The organism is Streptococcus sp. CF8_St5-17 (genome assembly GCF_024295665.1).
Taxonomy (GTDB): Bacteria; Bacillota; Bacilli; order Lactobacillales; family Streptococcaceae; genus Streptococcus.
The window spans coordinates 23,257-42,180 of sequence record NZ_JANCOU010000011.1 but is presented as its reverse complement, the minus strand read 5'-3'; the positions used below and the strand labels follow the sequence as shown (position 1 = coordinate 42,180).

General features: G+C 36.9%; 18 protein-coding genes. 3 read left to right on the top strand and 15 right to left on the bottom strand.

Annotation, left to right across the window (positions count from 1 at the left end; all coding sequences use genetic code 11):
• Positions 1-23 precede the first annotated feature (23 nt).
• From tsf to NMM19_RS07970, 13 genes are all read right to left on the bottom strand, one after another.
• A complete protein-coding gene (tsf, locus tag NMM19_RS08030) occupies positions 24-1,064 on the bottom strand; it encodes a translation elongation factor Ts (RefSeq protein ID WP_049494452.1) in 1,041 nt (346 codons plus the stop codon).
• 78 nt (positions 1,065-1,142) lie between these two features.
• Positions 1,143-1,925 carry a 30S ribosomal protein S2 gene (rpsB, locus tag NMM19_RS08025; RefSeq protein WP_178895615.1) on the bottom strand — a complete coding sequence of 261 codons (783 nt, stop codon included), beginning with the start codon at positions 1,923-1,925 and terminating at the stop codon, positions 1,143-1,145.
• Between the two features lie 270 nt (positions 1,926-2,195).
• On the bottom strand, positions 2,196-3,407 hold the full coding sequence (locus tag NMM19_RS08020) for an aminoacyltransferase (RefSeq protein WP_254730839.1): 1,212 nt from the start codon (positions 3,405-3,407) through the stop codon (positions 2,196-2,198).
• Between the two features lie 210 nt (positions 3,408-3,617).
• On the bottom strand, positions 3,618-4,823 hold the full coding sequence (gene pcsB / locus NMM19_RS08015; RefSeq protein ID WP_178895617.1) for a peptidoglycan hydrolase PcsB: 1,206 nt from the start codon (positions 4,821-4,823) through the stop codon (positions 3,618-3,620).
• Between the two features lie 92 nt (positions 4,824-4,915).
• Positions 4,916-5,410, bottom strand: coding sequence for a rod shape-determining protein MreD (mreD, locus tag NMM19_RS08010; RefSeq protein WP_178895618.1), 495 nt, complete (start codon positions 5,408-5,410; stop codon positions 4,916-4,918).
• Complete coding sequence (gene mreC / locus NMM19_RS08005; protein ID WP_178895619.1) at positions 5,407-6,228, bottom strand: rod shape-determining protein MreC; 822 nt, start codon at positions 6,226-6,228, stop codon at positions 5,407-5,409. Before mreC ends, mreD begins: the two co-directional genes overlap by 4 nt.
• A gap of 31 nt (positions 6,229-6,259) precedes the next feature.
• Positions 6,260-7,054, bottom strand: a complete 795-nt coding sequence (locus NMM19_RS08000; RefSeq protein ID WP_178895620.1) for an energy-coupling factor transporter transmembrane protein EcfT — start codon at positions 7,052-7,054, stop codon at positions 6,260-6,262.
• Entirely contained in the window at positions 7,047-7,886 is an 840-nt protein-coding gene (locus NMM19_RS07995; RefSeq protein ID WP_178895621.1) for an energy-coupling factor transporter ATPase, read from the bottom strand. Before NMM19_RS07995 ends, NMM19_RS08000 begins: the two co-directional genes overlap by 8 nt.
• Positions 7,871-8,698: an energy-coupling factor ABC transporter ATP-binding protein gene (locus NMM19_RS07990; protein ID WP_178895622.1), complete on the bottom strand. Its 828-nt coding sequence runs from the start codon at positions 8,696-8,698 to the stop codon at positions 7,871-7,873. The genes NMM19_RS07995 and NMM19_RS07990 overlap by 16 nt, the downstream gene beginning before the upstream one ends.
• 2 nt (positions 8,699-8,700) lie before the next feature.
• Complete coding sequence (pgsA, locus tag NMM19_RS07985) at positions 8,701-9,240, bottom strand: CDP-diacylglycerol--glycerol-3-phosphate 3-phosphatidyltransferase (RefSeq protein WP_006150908.1); 540 nt, start codon at positions 9,238-9,240, stop codon at positions 8,701-8,703.
• Between the two features lie 11 nt (positions 9,241-9,251).
• Positions 9,252-10,079, bottom strand: a complete 828-nt coding sequence (gene rodZ, locus NMM19_RS07980; RefSeq protein ID WP_178895623.1) for a cytoskeleton protein RodZ — start codon at positions 10,077-10,079, stop codon at positions 9,252-9,254.
• A gap of 40 nt (positions 10,080-10,119) precedes the next feature.
• Positions 10,120-11,400 carry a pitrilysin family protein gene (locus NMM19_RS07975; RefSeq protein ID WP_178895624.1) on the bottom strand — a complete coding sequence of 427 codons (1,281 nt, stop codon included), beginning with the start codon at positions 11,398-11,400 and terminating at the stop codon, positions 10,120-10,122.
• Complete coding sequence (locus tag NMM19_RS07970; protein WP_178895625.1) at positions 11,397-12,647, bottom strand: pitrilysin family protein; 1,251 nt, start codon at positions 12,645-12,647, stop codon at positions 11,397-11,399. Before NMM19_RS07970 ends, NMM19_RS07975 begins: the two co-directional genes overlap by 4 nt.
• Positions 12,648-12,806: 159 nt before the next feature.
• Between NMM19_RS07970 and yaaA the strand changes: the two genes are divergently transcribed.
• Together yaaA and recF are read left to right on the top strand one after the other, a co-directional pair.
• On the top strand, positions 12,807-13,175 hold the full coding sequence (gene yaaA / locus NMM19_RS07965; protein WP_178895626.1) for a S4 domain-containing protein YaaA: 369 nt from the start codon (positions 12,807-12,809) through the stop codon (positions 13,173-13,175).
• Positions 13,176-13,177: 2 nt separating this feature from the next.
• Complete coding sequence (recF, locus tag NMM19_RS07960; protein WP_178895627.1) at positions 13,178-14,269, top strand: DNA replication/repair protein RecF; 1,092 nt, start codon at positions 13,178-13,180, stop codon at positions 14,267-14,269.
• Positions 14,270-14,322: 53 nt separating this feature from the next.
• Here the strand turns inward: recF and guaB are convergent, their stop codons facing one another.
• Entirely contained in the window at positions 14,323-15,801 is a 1,479-nt protein-coding gene (guaB, locus tag NMM19_RS07955) for an IMP dehydrogenase (RefSeq protein ID WP_006154819.1), read from the bottom strand.
• Between the two features lie 162 nt (positions 15,802-15,963).
• Positions 15,964-16,989 carry a tryptophan--tRNA ligase gene (gene trpS, locus NMM19_RS07950; RefSeq protein WP_178895628.1) on the bottom strand — a complete coding sequence of 342 codons (1,026 nt, stop codon included), beginning with the start codon at positions 16,987-16,989 and terminating at the stop codon, positions 15,964-15,966.
• A gap of 205 nt (positions 16,990-17,194) precedes the next feature.
• On the opposite strand from trpS, the gene NMM19_RS07945 reads away from it, so the two are divergent.
• Positions 17,195-18,817, top strand: a complete 1,623-nt coding sequence (locus NMM19_RS07945; RefSeq protein ID WP_178895629.1) for an ATP-binding cassette domain-containing protein — start codon at positions 17,195-17,197, stop codon at positions 18,815-18,817.
• Positions 18,818-18,924: the final 107 nt, after the last annotated feature.

Genomic DNA, 18,924 nt, shown 5'->3' with positions numbered 1-18,924 from the left:
AAATCTGCTTCCTCTTTTTATTATTAGTTATTCAAAGCTGCTGCCATTGTAGCTGCAACTTCAGCTTCAAAGTCATTTGCAGCTTTCTCGATACCTTCACCAACTTCAAAGCGAGCGAACTCAACTACTGAAGCGTTAACTGATTCAAGGTATGCTTCAACTGTCTTGCTGTCATCCATGATGTAGACTTGTGCAAGAAGTGTGTATGCTTGGTCGACTTTAGTGTTGTCAAGCATGAAGCGATCCATTTTTCCTGGAATGATTTTATCCCAGATTTTTTCTGGTTTACCTTCTGCAGCCAACTCTGCTTTAATGTCAGCTTCAGCTTGAGCGATAACTTCATCAGTCAATTGTGCTTTTGATCCATACTTCAAGTGTGGAAGAGCTGGTTTGTTAACCATTGCACGGCTTTCGTTATCTTGGTCAATAACGTGGTTCAATTGAGCCAACTCATCTTTAACAAATTGCTCATCCAATTCTTTGTATGAAAGAACTGTTGGTTTCATCGCAGCAATATGCATTGAGATTTGTTTAGCAAGTGCTTCGTCTCCACCTTCGATTACAGAGATAACACCGATACGTCCGCCGTTGTGTTGGTACGCACCGAAGTGTTGTGCATCTGTTTTTTCAAGCAAAGCAAAACGACGGAATGAGATTTTTTCACCGATTGTAGCTGTTGCAGATACATATGCAGCTTCAAGAGTTTCACCTGAAGGCATTGTCAAAGCAAGTGCTTCTTCGTTGTTAGCTGGTTTACCTTCAGCGATTACTTTAGCTGTAGCATTTACCAACTCAACGAATTGAGCGTTTTTCGCAACGAAGTCAGTTTCAGCATTTACTTCAACTACTGCTGCAACGTTACCGTTAACAAATACACCTGTCAAACCTTCTGCAGCAACACGGTCAGCTTTTTTAGCTGCCTTAGCCATACCTTTTTCGCGAAGCAATTCAATCGCTTTTTCGATATCACCTTCAACTTCAACCAATGCTTTCTTAGCGTCCATAACACCAGCACCAGATTTTTCACGCAACTCTTTAACAAGTTTAGCTGTAATTTCTGCCATTTTGATTCTCCTATATTTTTTAAAAATAGGAGAGCCGGGCTAAGCCCCGCCCTCCTAGGTAATTACTATTTATACGAATTAAGCGTTGTCGCCTTCAACAACTTCAACGATTTCTTCGATTGAGTCTGCTTGAGCTTCTGAAGCTGCAAATTCTGCTTCAACTGCTACTACAGCATCTTCACCTTGGCGACCTTCGATGATAGCGTCTGCCAATTTAGCTGTGATCAACTTAACTGCGCGGATAGCGTCATCGTTAGCTGGGATGATTACATCGATATCATCTGGATCAGTGTTTGTGTCAACCATCGCTACAACTGGGATTCCCAATTTTTTAGCTTCTTTAACAGCGATTTGCTCTTTATGTGGGTCAACTACGTACATTACATCTGGGATGCGAGGCATGTCTTCGATACCACCCAAGAATTTTTCAAGACGTGCACGTTGTTTGTTAAGAAGTGCAACTTCTTTCTTAGGAAGAACATCGAAGATTCCTTCTTCTTCCATGCGTTTGATTTCTTTCAAACGAGCGATACGTTTTTGGATTGTTCCCCAGTTAGTAAGAGTTCCACCCAACCAACGGTGGTTGATGAAGTATTGACCAGAACGCTCTGCTTCTTCTTTAACAGCGTCAGCAGCTTGTTTCTTAGTACCAACGAACAATACAACTGCGTCGTTAGCTGCTGCATCACGCATAAAGTCGTATGCTTGGTCAGCGTATTTTACAGTTTGTTGCAAGTCGATAACGTGGATTCCGTTACGTTCAGTGAAGATGTACTTAGCCATCTTAGGGTTCCAGCGACGAGTTTGGTGACCAAAGTGTACACCAGCCTCAAGAAGTTGTTTCATTGAAATTACTGCCATGAGTATTTCTCCTTTTTTGTTTTTTCCTCTTCTTGATTTCAGCTTGCAAAACAACCCAAGGGCAACAGTTTCACAATTCATCAAGAATGAGTATTATCGTTCACACGACAAGTTTCATTTTATCATAATTAGAGCTTTATTTCAAGTAATTTTGTTATTTTCTCCTTATTAAATTACTAGTTAAAAGCTCTAAATTTAAAACATCTCAACATACACTGCTGAGATGTTCTAATTGCTAATTTTTTAAAATTTAATGTAGTGGTGTTTATGCTATCTACTTCGAAGTTTCTTACGAATCTTATAAGCTAGATTAAACAAGAAATATAATGAACTAGTTGGATAGTTAAACTCACCAGCAAATTCCTCAATAGTGGGATTAAACTTAGATTTAAAATTAAATAACCCGCCTTCTAAGTTGTTTTCAATTCCACCCATATTATGAGTCTCTGCCCCACGTTCAAATGAATGTTGAGCTGTCTCAAACCATGTAGGTATAGCAGGTTGATAGTGTCTAAACTCTTCATTCATTCCAGCATATAAGTTTTCAGATGTTTTCCCAAATTCGATGGTCAAAGTTCCAGACAATGGAACGACACTGTCCCCTCCATCAATATGGCTCTTAAGAAAAGAAATTTCTTCTTCTAATCGTTTTCTCTCTTGCTGATTCTCTTTTACTTTGCCTTCTTTCGTTTTATCTGTAAACTTCTGCGCTGTTTTTAGATTCTTTTCGAGTTGATTCTCAACTTCTTTCAGTCTATTAGGTAAATCTAAATAGCTCAGTGTGATAAAGGAGTGATCAGGATAAGTATTCAGTAACTTCTGATAATAATCTTTGCCTCGTAAACTAATGTTCTTGCGAGACTCTGTTTTCTTCATTAAAAATGAAAATTCATCTAATAAGTCGAGTCCACCGAATTTTACTTTCAATCCTTTATTTCTTGCAGTTCGGATTGCCTGTCTAGTAGACTTGGATAGTTGATCCAGAGAGAAGTTTTCTTTATGAATATTAGCTTGAAAACGTGGTTGTATATTTTCTGCCATATCCTTTGTCAAACCAGTCCAATGAACTTTGTTTTTTTGCAATTCCTCAATAATTTCAAAAGTTTTAGAATTTTGAATAATTTCTTGGTCGATAAGACTTCGACTGATAAACAAACTTGGATCAAATTTAACCATTATTGCATGGCTTTTTTTAGCAAGTTTTTTCAACGTTAAAAGTACAAATTTCAGAAGTTCTTTATCTTCATAGTCAATTACTGGACCTCGTGGAATATAGAACATAGAAAGTCCTAATGGTAGCGGCTGAATTAAGATATTCGCTACTCCAACTAGTTGATTTTCTTTATAAAATCCAACTCTCTCATTCCCCCAAGTATCCTTTATCTTGGACCAATCACTACTCTGCAATAAATTTCCTTGAGGATGATTTTCTAAAAACAAATCCCACTCTTTGACATCAACATTTATTTTATATGTAAACATAACTCCAACACCGACTCCCTTTAGAAACCTTTTTTATTAACGTGCTACACTCGTACTAAATCTCTAAATTTCATCTAACTTTAACTAAATAATTATAAGAAAAGAATATAAAATAAGTTCAAGTAATTATATAATGAAATTTATTTTTCAGCACTATACAAAGGGTGAGATTTATAAAACCTCACCCTAAATTTAGTAATAATCAGTATATTAGTTTGGATAAATGTATCTTACAGTACCTCTTGATGCTGTCGGATTAAACCATCCACGATAATTTCCAATTGGTTGAGTTCCACTACCATCATAGTTACATTCAGAAACTTGAATACGAGTTGATGATTCAACAGCCGTAACAACTGCTACGTGACCGTATCCCCCATCATCCCATGAAGCAATTGCACCAACTTGTGGTGTAGAACCCGTACGGAAACCTGCAGCCGCTGCACTTGCAGCCCATTGGCCACCATTTCCCCAGTAATCGCCAGCCCATGGTGCTAAAGTTTTTGCACCCCATGTACATTGACCTACAGGATAACTTGATGCATTTGAACTATAGGTTGGGCGCTGACTTACAGTAGTTACTGCAGGTGTGTAGCTTGAATCATCGTCTGATGATGAGCTTGAAGTTGCTTGTACTTGTGCTGCAAAGGTTGTATTTGCTGAAGCAGCAACTGTTTGTTGTTGACTTGCTTGTTTCGCTTTGTATGCTGCTTCTGCTTCAGCTGCAGCCTTAGCTTCTGCTTCAGCTGCTGCTTTTTGCTCTAACAAAGTAGCTTTTTCACTTTCTGCGGTAGCTTTTTCTGCTGCAAGATTCAACTCAGCGGCTTTCAATTCTGCCTGTTTTGTTGTCAAGGCTTGAGCGTCATCAGCAAGTGTTTGTTGGTTGGCAATAACTGTGTTGATTGCATCATTGTTTGCAACTTGTTTTTCAGAGATGGCTTTTTTATCTTCTTTTTGTTGTTGCAACATTTTATTGTTTGCTGAGACAATTTCACTCATAGCTGCTACACGAGAAATAGCTTCTGTGATTGAGTTAGAGTTAATAATTGTATTAATGTAGCTTGTAGCAGTTCCGTTAGTTTGTGCACTACGAGCTTGGTTTTCAAGCGATTCATTACGAGCTACGATGTTTTTTGAAAGCTCTGTGATTTCACCTTCAAGTTTTTTAGACTCTTCTTGAAGTTTTTCATTCTCAGCTTGCAACTTTTCTTGTTCCGTTTGAATAGCTGTTACTTTAGTTTGAATCTCATCAACTTGTTTTTGAGCTTCCTTTTGTTGTGTTGTCAATTCACTAATTTTGCTATCTTGAGCAGCAATTTTTTCATTTGTTGTATTGGCTCGGACACTTGAAAGCACAGCTCCTTGTGAAACTAATACTGTACTTAATAAGAGTGATGCTAGAATTTTTTTCTTCATAGTGTAAATGCTCCTTCTTTAAAAAGACAATACTAGTATATCAAAAAAAGGCCTAATAAATATTACGCCTTTATTACAGTTTTGTTTCTTTCTTATAGATATATTTTTTCAAAAATATATTGGAAAACTAACATCCATATAAAATTCAACATCATAGTAGGACCCAGACTATAAACTATAAAAACAGGTAGATTTTCTGCAGTCATTCCTACCACCTGCGCTAGGATAAAACTTCCAAATTCAAATGTAAAAGTCATCATTAAAATAGCTAATAATCTTGTCCATCTATTTGACAAAATAACTGAGTTGCTTTTATATACGATTGCTCCAATAATCACAAAAAGAAGACTGGCTATCCCTATCAGATGGAAGAAATAGATATCGTATATAAGTCCTAGAACCAAGCAATAGGCCAAAAACAGATATTCTGATACTTCGATTGTCTCGAATAATAAGAAGATGAAGATGAAGTGGCTTACAATTTGAAAATGTGGGAAAAAGCTATTTACAAATTGTCCTAAGTGGCTATCTATTAAAATGATTACGGGCAAGAGCAAAAACATACCTATTTGCTTAAAAAGTCTCATGATAGATTCCCCACTAACTCTACGACTTTAAGATTCATTGGATCAGCATGCATTTTGACCATAACTTCTCTTGTTAGATAGTCCGTACTATGTGTCACTGATACGACTTCTCCTACAGGGATATCTGTAGCATTAAAATTTCCCAAACCTCCAGTTACCACTTTGTCGCCTTGGCTAATGTCGCCATTGCTATTGAGCTGGCTGATTTTCAAAAGTTCTTTTTCCTTATCATAACCGATAATAATACCATAAATGCTACTAGAACCGTGCTGGATTTTAACGGAAATCTTCTCTGTATTCTCAGCGTTTGTCAATAAATTGACCACAGTTGAGTTGTCTTCTACTTTTTCAACACTTCCAACCAATCCTCCACCAGCAACAACAAGCATGTTTGTCGTTGCTCCTTGTTGAGAACCAACGTTAACTGTTAATTCTTGTTTCCAGGTTGATGGAGTTCTCATGATGACATCCGCAGCAATTAACTTGGTCACATTTAATTTGGACTTCATATCTAATAACTGACGTAATTGCTCATTTTCTTCCTTCAGACTGTCTGCTTCATTCGTTTCTTTTTCCATTTGATAGAGTTCTTTTTTAAGAGTTTCATTCTCATTGTAAGCTCTCGTCAAATTTCCTAAATCAGACTTTGTAGATTCTAACCATTGGAATGGTTTTTGAACAATTCTATCTATCAGAGAAATGCCATCTCCAACTTTTGTCACAACCGCACTTGATTTCGTCATCACTAAAAAAACTGAAACCACTAATACAACGACAAATAGAACAATGATATATTTTGATTTTTTAAAACGGTTCATACCTCTACCCTATCTCATTCTATACTTCACTCTAGGATTTTAACAAAAATAGAATACCGCCCAAGACACAAATAAGTAATAGAGCTACACTATCTTTATTCATCCATTTCAACTGTCGATACTGACTACGTCCATTTCCGCCTTGATACCCTCTAGCTTCCATAGCTGTAGCAAGAGAATCCGCTCTTTTCAAACTGGTAGCGAACAAAGGTATCAAAATAGGTATCATAGCCTTGACTTTTTGGATTACATTCCCTTCTCCAAAATCAACACCACGCGCCTTTTGAGCATTCATAATGCGAATAGTATCATCCATCAATGTTGGTACAAAACGTAAGCTCATAGACAACATGAGACCTATTTCATGCACAGGAACCTTCAGCTTTTTTAAAGGCCCAAGCAAGGATTCAACCGCTGTCGCTAAGCTCAATGGCATGGTTGTCAGAGTAAGCAAGGTTGAGAAAAAGATAATCAAAACAAAGCGACAAAAAATGATTCCAGCCTGCTCAATACCATGACTCGTGATTTTTATAAACCCCATCTCGAATAGGACTTGACCACCAGAAATAAAGAAAAGTTGAAAAAGTGTTGTAAAAGCAATCAGAAAAAACATAGACCGCAAACCTTTTATGAAAAAAGATAAGGGAACTTCTGATAAGGCTACAAAAATGCCAGTTGCAACGAAAAGGATCAAATTTGTTATTGGATTATTGGCCCAAAAAACAATCAAAATTAATAAAATCATCGCCACTAACTTACTACGAGGATCCAAACGATGAACAATCGAATTTCCTGGTATGTAACGACCTAAAATCATGTTATCCATTGATGAACTCCTTAAACTCCTCTATCGTTATCGGCAATTGTTTGAAAGAAAGTCCTCTGTCAGCTAATCTTTGAGCAAATCTTGTGATTTTTGGAACACCTAATTGGATTTTTTCCATAAATTCGACATTTTGAAAAACAAGACTTGGCTTCCCACTCTTGACTAACTTTCCTTTTTCCATTACGTAAACTTGGTCAGCAAATTCTGCTACATCATCCATAAGGTGAGTCACCAAAACAATCGTGATACCATCCTGATGAAGCTTTTTAAATAAGGTCATCAACTCTTTTCGTCCAATTGGATCTAGTCCTGCTGTAGGTTCATCTAAAACTAAGATACTAGGCTCCATTGCTAAAATCCCAGCAATAGCAACCCTTCTCATTTGTCCTCCTGAGAGTTCAAATGGACTACGTTCAAAAAGTGACTCGTCAATTCCCACTAAAGCTAATTTTTCACGTGCAATAGCCTCGGCATCTTCTACAGAAACTCCAAAATTTTGAGGACCAAAAGCCACATCTTTTAAGACTGTTTCCTCAAAAATTTGATTTTCAGCAAACTGAAAAACCAATCCTACTTGTTTGCGGATTTGACGAATTTGCTTATTGACTGATGTTGATGTAATTAATGTATCAAAGACACGAACACTTCCCTTTGTGGGAACCAACAAACCATTCAAAAGTTGTAGAATTGTAGATTTCCCACTTCCTGTATGCCCAATAATTGCTGTATAAGATCCATCCTCTATTGACAAACTAACATCGGACAAGGCAGCTGAGGCAAAGGGTGTTCCTTCCTGATACGTATAACTCACATTGTCTAGAATAATTCCCATAAAGCCTCCTCAAGTTCCTCCTCTGTGAGATAGAACTCTGGCAAGTCCAGACCACTGGTACGTAGCGATTCTTTTAATTGGTTGACAAAGGGTTGGTCTAAGCCGATTTGATCTAGATCTGATCTAGAAAATAATTCTCTAGGAGTACTTGTTGACTCAACTTCTCCTTTTTTCATTACCAAAACACGGTCACTCATAGCAACCTCATCTAAATCATGCGTAATAGAGATAACTGTCATCTGGTGGTCTTGGCGAATCTTCTGAACTATCTTAATCAACTCTAGTCGTCCTTCTGGGTCCAACATACTTGTAGCCTCATCCAAGATTAAAATATCTGGTCGCAGAGCTACTACTCCTGCAATTGCCACTCTCTGTTTCTGACCTCCAGACAAGCGAGCTGGTTCTTTTTTTGTAAATTCCGCCATCCCAACTAATGACAAAGCTTCAGAGACTCGTTTCTTCATCTCTTCAACTGGAATCCCTTGGTTTTCTAAGCCAAAAGCAACGTCATCTTCAACAGTTGCTCCTACGAACTGATTATCGGGATTTTGAAATACCATACCAATCTTACGTCTTTTCTCCCAGACATTTTCTGGTGTTAGGCAATCACCATCTATCCAAATTTCTCCAGATTCAGCCTCGAGTAAGCCATCAATCAAGCGAACTGTCGTTGATTTCCCACTCCCGTTGTGACCAACGATTGACAACCATTCTCCACGTTTCACGTGAAACGAAATGTTATGAACATCATAATGTTCTTGATCTGCCTGGTATCGAAATGACAGATCCTTAATTTCAATAATCGATTCCATATCTAGCGAAAGGTTCCTTTAAATAAATATGCGCTTCCCTTGAAGTAATCATAACCAGAATAAACTGTGAAGAACAAGGCAATATAAAGAGTTATCTGACCGAGTAAATTCCAATGGAATAACAAGAAGATAATCGCGAACATCTGGCTAAATGTCTTGATTTTTCCTGGCATTGCTGCAGCTAAAACAGTACCTCCGGTTTCAACTAAAAGCAAGCGCAAACCAGTAACTGCAAGTTCACGACAAATGATAACAGCCACCACCCAAGCAGGAGCCATATCGAGGCCAACTAGCATGATAAAGGCTGACATTACCAATAGCTTATCAGCCATTGGATCCGCAAATTTCCCGAAATTGCTAACGACTTGCCATTTTCTAGCCAAATAACCATCTAGATAATCCGTGATACTGGCGATAGCAAAAATAATTGCTGCTATTTTATGTAACACAGGAGATGGGCCAAATGATAGAAGGAGAACAAAAATCGGAATAAATAAAATTCTACCAAGCGTAAGTATGTTAGGAATATTTTCTTTTTTCATATTATCCTTCCTTAGTTTGAACTCACTGTTAGTCTAATCCAACCAGTTTGACCGGTTAATTTCGCAGTGTCAATTTCTTGATTATCAATTTTAATTTTAACGCCTTTTACAACGCCTAATGTGATTGTTACCGGAGAGCCTTTATAAATTGTTGTTTTAGCTGTTTTGTTATTTGGCTCGAGAGTAGTTCCTCCAGCTAGATCCGTATCTGATACACTTATCCAACTTGTTGCATCCGTCACAGATAATTGAAGTTCAGCAGTATCTTTAGAAGTTTTATACTCTACTGATATCACATCTCCCTGACCTGAAACAGTCACAGTTGATGCTTCACTCGAACTTGATGGACTAGTGGTTTGGTTGCTAGTTGTTATTTCACTAGTTGTTGCATTTGTAGTAGTAGTTACAACATTATAGTTAGCTGAAGTTGTTTCTGTTGGTTGTGTTTGAATATAATTCCAAACATAATAGGTTACGAATACTAAAATTGATAAGGAGAATAAGACGAAGTAAAAAAGTGGAAGCAGGGAACGTTTCTTTCGATTAGAACGTCTACGACCTGATAGTTCTATCTCATCAACATCAACTTCTTCATAGGTAATCATACTACCTGAATCATAAGCATCTAAAACTATACTTTCATCCAATTCAACTGCCCAAGCATACTTTCTCAAAAAAGAGCGAACATAAAAGGGACTAGGTAATTTATCAAAATCATCTGACTCTAAAGCTTCTAGCATATCCAGTTGAATATCTGTCTTGCGCTGCAACTCCTCTAAACTCAACCCCTGGTTTACTCTTGCTAAACGTAAAACTTCACCGATTGTTTTTTTCCTCATACTTATCATTCCTTCTTTCTAGTCTCATTTTTTTCAATTATTATAGCGGAAAAATCGTAAACTCAACCATTTCACTATTATCAATAAAATGATGACCTACCTCAAGAACATCTTCTAAGGTCATTTCCTGTATAATCTTTGGCAAATCAAACAAGGTTGATTCATCAACGTGCGACTGATATTGAGTCGCAATAAATTCTAAAGAATTCAGATTATGGATAAACTCTCCATAAATTTCACTTTTTATTAAATCAAGATGCTCCTCTGACACATCCGGATCAGTTACAAAATTTTTTATTGCCTTTCGAAATTGGTGTGAAATGGCAACAGGTTCTTTTGTATCCATTGTCAGCATCAAAAAATTAAAACGATGATTGATTTCAACCTCCATAGATAATGAAGAATCTAGTTTCCCAGTTTCATACAAACTTTGAAATCTTTTTGAGGTCCATCCAAACATCATCGAAAACAAGGCCTTCAACAAAACACCGTATCGATAGCAGTCTTTACTCTCCATCTCAGCATTTGTTCGAACTCCAATAGCTAATTTAGGAGAAGCAACATCCATACGAATACTCTCTACCTTCTTTACAAGGTGTAAAGCTATTTTTTCTCTAGCAGTTTTAGTTATCTGATTTCCAGTATGTCCATTAGAGAAATAACTCTGTATTAATCCTAAATCAAAGTTCCCAACGAGAAAAACATGGCTGTTGACAGGTGTGTAAAACTCATCAAAATTATCTCGTAAATCCTCTAAACGAATATCTTCTATCGAATGTTCAGTACCAACAATATCCGAAGCTAAAGGACTTTCTGGATAAAGATTTGCAAGAGTTTTAAAGAACAAGCAAGAATCTGGATCATCCTGATACATTTCACGTTCTTGCTGGATGATATCCTTTTCACGCTCAACTGACTCTTTGGTAATATGAAAACTTGTAACGAGTTCTTCAAGCAAATCCAAACACTCTATAACATGATCAGATGTTGAAAATAGATAGCTAGTATTTGTAAAGCTTGTAAAGGCATTACTTTCTGCTCCTAGTTCTGTAAAAGCAGCCATGATATCTTCGGAGTTTTCTCTTTCAAAAAGTTTATGTTCTAAAAAATGAGCAATTCCATTAGGATATTTTTTCTTTTTCCCATCTCTATCTGTAAACTCGGTGTCAACCGAACCAACTTGAACAGTTACCACACCATAAACTTCGTTAAAATCATTTTTAGGAAGTAAAGAAACTGTCAAGCCGTTTTTTAATGTTGCTTGATAAAGAGTTTCCTTTACAGCAGGATAGTATTTCTCTTGAAAAGTAACTCTAGTCATTCTGCTCCTTCCATAAAATAGATTGCCTGCAATTTTAGACTAGATGCAGCTTTACAAATCGCATCCTTGTCAACTTGTTCTAGTTTTTCTATCAAAGTCTCTAGGTCTAAAACTGACTTACCAAAAAAGATAGTTAAGTATTCTCTATCTATAATCGAGTCTTGGTTATCTTGACTTAGCAACATATTTCTGCGAATCATTTCCTTAGTCTGATTGATTTCAGCATCTGTAAATCGACCATTTTTGATATCGAATAATTGATCATTCATCAGTTTCCGTACTCGATTTCGGTCTTGATGGTTAATACCAGCAAAGAGTCGCAAAAAACCACTAAAAAGATCTAAATGACTAGATACTGTATAAGCCAAGCCTTCCTTTTCCCTTACTTGAGTAAACAGTTTAGAATGTGGGAAAGCCCCAAGTAGACCATTTAAAAGAAGTAAAGCCATTTTTTGATCATCCTCATAACCAATCGTGCTATGGTAACCCATCTCTAAAATGGACTGACCTAGGTTTCTCCTGATAATTCCTTCTCTAAGAACATTTGAATACTCTTGTCGATATTGAATGTTTACAGTTTCTTTACGACCTGTCAACTTATATTTCTTCAGGCTTTCTAGAACTTCAATTTCATTAAAGTCTCCTAAAAAGAATAAATCAATCCTATCTTCTTTCAGCATTTTTTGAAAACTTGAATAGCAAGATTTAGAAGTCTCTTCGGAAATTCTGGCAATTAAATCTTTAGGAACTAACTGCATTGATTCTTCTTGGAAAAACAACTGATCCAATTCTTTATGGGCAAAGAAGAAAGGATCCTCTAATTCTGATTCTAGTCTCGCCAACAATTGTTTTTTTTCAATTTCAAAGGCATTGTTCTCAAATTCATCTTCATCTGACAATGGATTAAATATGACTTGATACAATAATTCTAAAATCTGAGCAGTTAATACGTTTTTCTTACTTAAAAATTCATCTCGAACATAAGTCAAACTCACGTCTACTAAGTGACTTTGCCCCCTTCTATAAGCATGAGTTGACAAATCTGCTCCATACAATGCTGCCAGATGTTTTCTAAGAACCTGGGCAGTTGGATAACCTTTATTAGCAGTTTCAAGCATACTGGCACTTAGCATGCGACCAGAGATTAAATCCAGAGATAATGGAGCTGTGAAACGCATGGTTATTTTATTTGTCTTAAACTTTTTAGAATAGATAAAATGCACTGCAATTCCAGGGAATAACTCCATCTTTTACCTCCTTTTACATAGAGTTCTATTATACCATGAAAACGAAAATTTTTCCTGTTCTCTTTGACGCTTTTGAAATTAAAATCGTTTTCATATCTTAGGTTTTCCTTCCACTATTTTAAGTAAAATATGGTATAATACCAAAGATTGAGGTGAACTATGGAATACAAATTATTTGAAGAATTTATTACGCTCCAAGCTCTTTTAAAAGATCTTGGAATCATCCAAAGTGGTGGCGCTATTAAATCATTTTTAGCTGACCATCTTGTATATTTTAATGGGGAATTAGAAAATCGTCGCGGCAAAAAAATTAGAATCGGAGATTCTATTGAAATCCCTGATTTAAAAACTCAAATTATTCTAGTTAAACCAACATCAGAAGAACTAGAGGAGTTTCGTCTAGAAAAACTTGAGAAAGAACGTGTAGCTAAGCTTGTCAAGGAAATGAATAAAAAGATACAAAAGAAGCCAGCGAAAAAGAACCAGTCAACAAAAGCAAAACCTGCACCACGTTTCCCAGGTAGATAAATATGTGGCTGAAAAATCTATCCATTAAACAATTTCGTAACTATCGAGATGTCGAAGTTAATTTTAATCCAAAATTAAACGTATTTGTTGGCCGAAACGCTCAAGGAAAAACCAATCTTCTTGAAAGTATTTACTTTTTAGCCTTAACGAGAAGTCATCGAACAAAGACTGATAAAAATTTAATTCAATTTGAACAAGAACAACTGCAAGTTTCTGGAATCTTGAAAAAGAAAACAACAAGCATTCCACTTGAAATTGACCTAACTCAAAAAGGGCGAATTACTAAAGTGAATCACTTAAAGCAAGCTCGCCTATCAGATTATATTGGTCATATGAATGTTGTCTTATTTGCTCCAGAAGATTTACAACTTGTCAAAGGTGCTCCGGCCATTCGTCGTAAGTTTATTGACATAGAATTAGGGCAAATTAAACCAATTTACTTGTCAGACCTGTCAAGTTATAACCACGTCCTTAAACAGAGAAATACCTATCTCAAATCTACACAAAACATAGACGAGACTTTCCTATCTGTTCTTGATGACCAACTAATAGAGTATGGATGTCGTGTAATGATTCATCGAGCTGACTTTATCCAGAAAATGGAACTCTTTGGCAAGAAAAAACATTTTGACATCTCAGATCAGTTAGAAGAATTGTCAATCATTTATCAACCTTCTGTAAACTTTATTGACAAGGAACATTTGGCTGAATCTTTCCATATAGCACTTCAAAAAAGTAGATCCAGAGATTTATTTAAAAAGAATACTGGAGTTGGTCCTCATCGAGATGATATGATTTTCATGATTAATGGAATGGAAGCAAGTTTCGGAAGTCAAGGGCAACATCGTAGCTTGGTACTTTCTATAAAACTTGCTGAGATCGAATTGATGGAGAGCATTACCAAAGAATCTCCCGTTCTTTTGCTTGACGATGTCATGAGTGAACTTGACAATACTCGTCAACTTAAATTATTGGAAACTATTTCTCATAACATCCAAACTTTTATTACAACTACTAGTTTAGACCATCTTCAAAACTTGCCTGATAACTTGAGCGTCTTTACAGTAGATAATGGTCAATTGACTGTAAATTAAAGTTTACATCTATGTAAAATAAAAAATCTCCTGTTTAACAGGAGATTTTTTTATTACATTGAATAGTTTGGTGCTTCATTAGTGATTTGCACATCGTGTGGATGGCTTTCTTTTAGACCAGCACCTGACATTTCGATAAACTGAGCATTGTCATGTAATTCTTTTAGGTTAGCAGCACCACAGTAACCCATACCAGAACGAATACCACCAATCATTTGGAAGACGATATCGGCTGCTGCACCTTTATAAGCAACACGACCTTCGATTCCTTCTGGAACCAGTTTGTTTGCTTCATTGACAGAACCTTGGAAGTAACGGTCGCTTGAACCTTTCTTCATAGCAGCAATTGAGCCCATACCGCGGTATGTCTTGAACTTACGTCCTTGGAAGATTTCAGTTTCACCTGGAGCTTCATCTGTTCCTGCAAACATTGATCCAAGCATTACTGCATTTCCACCAGCAGCAAGGGCTTTAACAATATCTCCAGAATACTTGATTCCACCATCAGCGATAATTGTTTTACCATATTCACGCGCCACTGCTGCAGCGTCATAAATAGCTGTAACTTGAGGAACTCCCACACCAGCGATAACACGAGTAGTACAGATTGAACCTGGTCCAATACCGACTTTAACAACGTCAACACCTGCATCATAAAGGGCACGCGCACCTTCAGCAGTAGCGATATTCCCAGCAATCAGTGTACGGTCTGGGAAATGCGCACGGATTTCAGCAATTTTACGAAGAACCCCTGCTGAGTGACCATGGGCAGTATCGATGACAATGGCATCCGCCCCTGCTTCAAAGAGGGCTTCAGCACGTTCAAATGTATCAGAAGTGACACCTACCGCACCAGCGACTAGAAGACGACCGAATTCATCTTTTGCAGCATTTGGAAATTCGATTACTTTTTCAATATCTTTAATGGTGATTAAACCAGATAGACGTCCTTCCTCATCAACTAGAGGTAATTTCTCAATACGGTGTTCTTGAAGAATACTCTCTGCAGTTTTTAAGTCTGTACCAACCGGAGCAGTAACTAGGTTTTCACTAGTCATGTGTTTTGAAATTGGTTGATTGTAGTCAGAAATGAAACGCAGATCTCGGTTGGTCAAAATACCAATTAACTTACGGTTTTCAAGAGTTTCAACCACTGGGACACCACTGATACGGTAACGGCCCATGAGTTCATCTGCTTCAGCGATGGTATGTTCCGGAGTCAAGAAGAATGGATCAATGATAACACCATTTTCAGAACGTTTTACCTTTCGAACTTCATCTGCCTGTTGTTCGATAGACATATTTTTATGGATAACTCCAAGTCCACCTGCACGCGCGATTGCAATGGCCATTTGGCTTTCTGTTACAGTGTCCATTGCAGCTGTAATAATTGGGATATTTAAAGTCAAATTATCTGCCAATTTTGTTGTTAAATCCGCATCATTAGGCAACACATGACTCTCTGCTGGAATTAGCAATACATCATCAAAGGTAAAACCTTTTTTCAAAAATTTAGTGTCCCAATTAGACATTGAAGTTTCCTCTTTTCTTTCTTTATTGAGCTAAACGCTTTTTGTATTGTATCTATCATACCATTCTATGAAAATTTGTCAATTAAATTTATAAGAGAATAAATAAAAAACTATCCCTCTTATTTTAAAGAAGAAATAGTTTTATAGTTCATATTTTATCCATTAATGAAAGTAATTTAACCCCATTGCTGATTTAACTTCCGATAAGGTTTGACCAGCAACTTCTCGAGCTTTTTCACTACCTTTTTGAAGCATATTATAAACCTCACCCATATCTTTAGCATATTCTAGGCGACGTTCACGGATTGGACCAAGTTCACGTTCTAGGATTTCAAGTAGGTAGCGTTTGGTCTTAACATCACCAAGACCTCCACGTTGATAATGTTCCTTCATTTCAGCAATTTCTTGAGCATCCTCTGGTCGACCGAATACATCCAAGTAATGGAAAACCATATTTCCTTCAATCTTACCTGGATCCTCAACACGAATATGGTCTGGATCTGTATACATACTCATTACTTTTTTACGCAAAGTATCCGCATCATCAGCTAGGTAAATACCATTATTGAGTGATTTCGACATTTTCGCATTGCCATCAAGTCCTGGTAAACGTCCTGCTCCTTCATGCTCAGGATAAATTCCTTCTGGTTCTACTAAAACATCACAGTTATAGGCATGGTTGAAAGAACGCACAATTTCACGTGTTTGTTCAATCATCGGCTTTTGATCATTCCCTACTGGAACTAAGTTCGCCTTAAATGCTGTAATATCTGCTGCTTGCGAGATTGGATAAACTAAAAATCCAGTTGGAATACTTTCTCCAAAGCCTTTTTGAGCAATTTCAGTCTTTACGGTTGGATTTCGTTCCAAACGAGCTAATGAAACTAGGTTCATATAGTACATAGACAGCTCTGCCAATTCTGGAATCTGACTTTGAATGAAAATCGTTGCTTTATTAGGATCTAATCCCACTGCAAGATAGTCCAAGGCAACATTCCCAATAGACTCTACAATAGTTTGTGGATCTTTTGCATGGTCTGTTAGTGCTTGCTGGTCAGCTAAAAAAACAAACATGTCATATTTATTTTCTTCTTGTAGTAAGACACGATTTTTCAAGCTACCAACGTAGTGCCCAATATGTAATTTCCCCGTTGGACGATCTCCTGTTAAAATAATGGGTTTACTCATAATATTCTCCTTTGATATGGTCCTTTCAATTATAGCATTTTTTTGATAAAAAGACAGATAATTTTTTCAATCAAACAATAGTTTTCTAGCCATATATCCGTAAAGAAACTGTCAACTTACTTTACAAAAAATTGACAAATAAAAATTTGAATATTTACTAATTTTCTAGTAGAATTAGAGTATTACATATAATAGGAGAAAAACATTGCTAACAGTATCTGATGTTTCACTACGTTTTAGTGATCGCAAACTTTTTGATGATGTCAACATTAAATTTACAGAAGGAAACACCTATGGTTTGATTGGTGCTAATGGTGCCGGAAAATCAACCTTTTTGAAAATTTTAGCTGGTGATATTGAACCAACAACTGGTCATGTCTCTCTAGGACCAGACGAACGTCTTTCAGTTCTTCGTCAAAATCATTTTGACTATGAGGACGAACGTGTTATTGATGTTGTCATCATGGGAAATGAAAAACTTTACAACATCATGAAAGAAAAAGACGCCATTTATATGAAGGAAGATTTTTCAGACGAAGATGGTGTTCGTGCTGCTGAACTTGAAGGAGAATTTGCTGAACTAGGTGGTTGGGAAGCTGAGAGTGAAGCTTCACAACTTTTACAAAATTTGAATATCCCAGAGGATCTTCATTACCAAAATATGAGCGAACTTGCAAACGGGGACAAAGTGAAAGTCCTCCTAGCAAAAGCTCTCTTTGGTAAACCAGACGTCCTTCTTTTGGACGAGCCGACCAACGGTCTTGATATTCAATCTATTACTTGGTTAGAAGATTTCTTAATTGACTTTGATAACACAGTTATTGTCGTATCCCACGACCGTCACTTCTTGAACAAAGTATGTACACACATGGCTGACCTTGACTTTGGAAAAATCAAACTCTATGTCGGAAACTACGACTTCTGGAAGGAGTCTTCTGAGCTTGCTGCTAAATTGCTAGCAGACCGTAATGCTAAAGCAGAAGAAAAAATCAAACAACTTCAAGAATTCGTTGCTCGTTTCTCTGCCAATGCTTCTAAATCAAGACAAGCAACTTCACGTAAAAAAATGCTTGATAAGATTGAGCTAGAGGAAATTGTCCCTTCTAGTCGTAAATACCCATTCATCAGCTTTAAAGCTGAACGTGAAATTGGGAACGACCTCTTGACAGTAGAAAATCTATCTGTAAAGATTGACGGTGAAACTATTCTTGACAACATCAGCTTCATCTTGCGTCCAGGTGACAAGACAGCTCTTATCGGACAAAACGACATCCAAACAACTGCCTTGATTCGTGCCATTATGGGTGAAATTGACTATGAAGGAACTGTCAAGTGGGGAGTTACAACTAGTCGCTCTTATTTGCCAAAAGACAATTCAGCTGATTTTGCTGGCAGTGAATCTATCCTTGACTGGCTCCGTCAATTCGCAAGTAAAGAAGAAGATGACAATACCTTCCTTCGTGGATTCCTCGGACGCATGCTCTTTTCTGGAGACGAGGTTAACAAGCCTGTAAACGTCTTGTCAGGGGGAGAAAAGGTGCGCGTGATGCTTTCAAAACTCATGCTTTTGAAATCAAACGTTCTTGTACTTGACGATCCTACAAATCACTTGGATTTGGAATCTATTTCAAGCTTGAACGATGGATTGAAAAACTTCAAAGAATCTATCATCTTTGCCAGTCACGACCATGAGTTTATTCAAACTTTGGCTAACCATATCATTGTCTTATCTAAAAACGGTGTCATCGATCGTATTGATGAAACCTATGATGAATTCTTAGAAAATGCTGAAGTGCAAGCAAAAGTAAAAGAACTTTGGAAAGATTAAGTATAACTTTAAAAAACTCAGTTGGATTAACCAACTGAGTTTTTTTTTAAAATTAGTTACTTGTAATTTGTTCATTTACAGTTCTGTCAAATTGTTTTCTTTTAAAA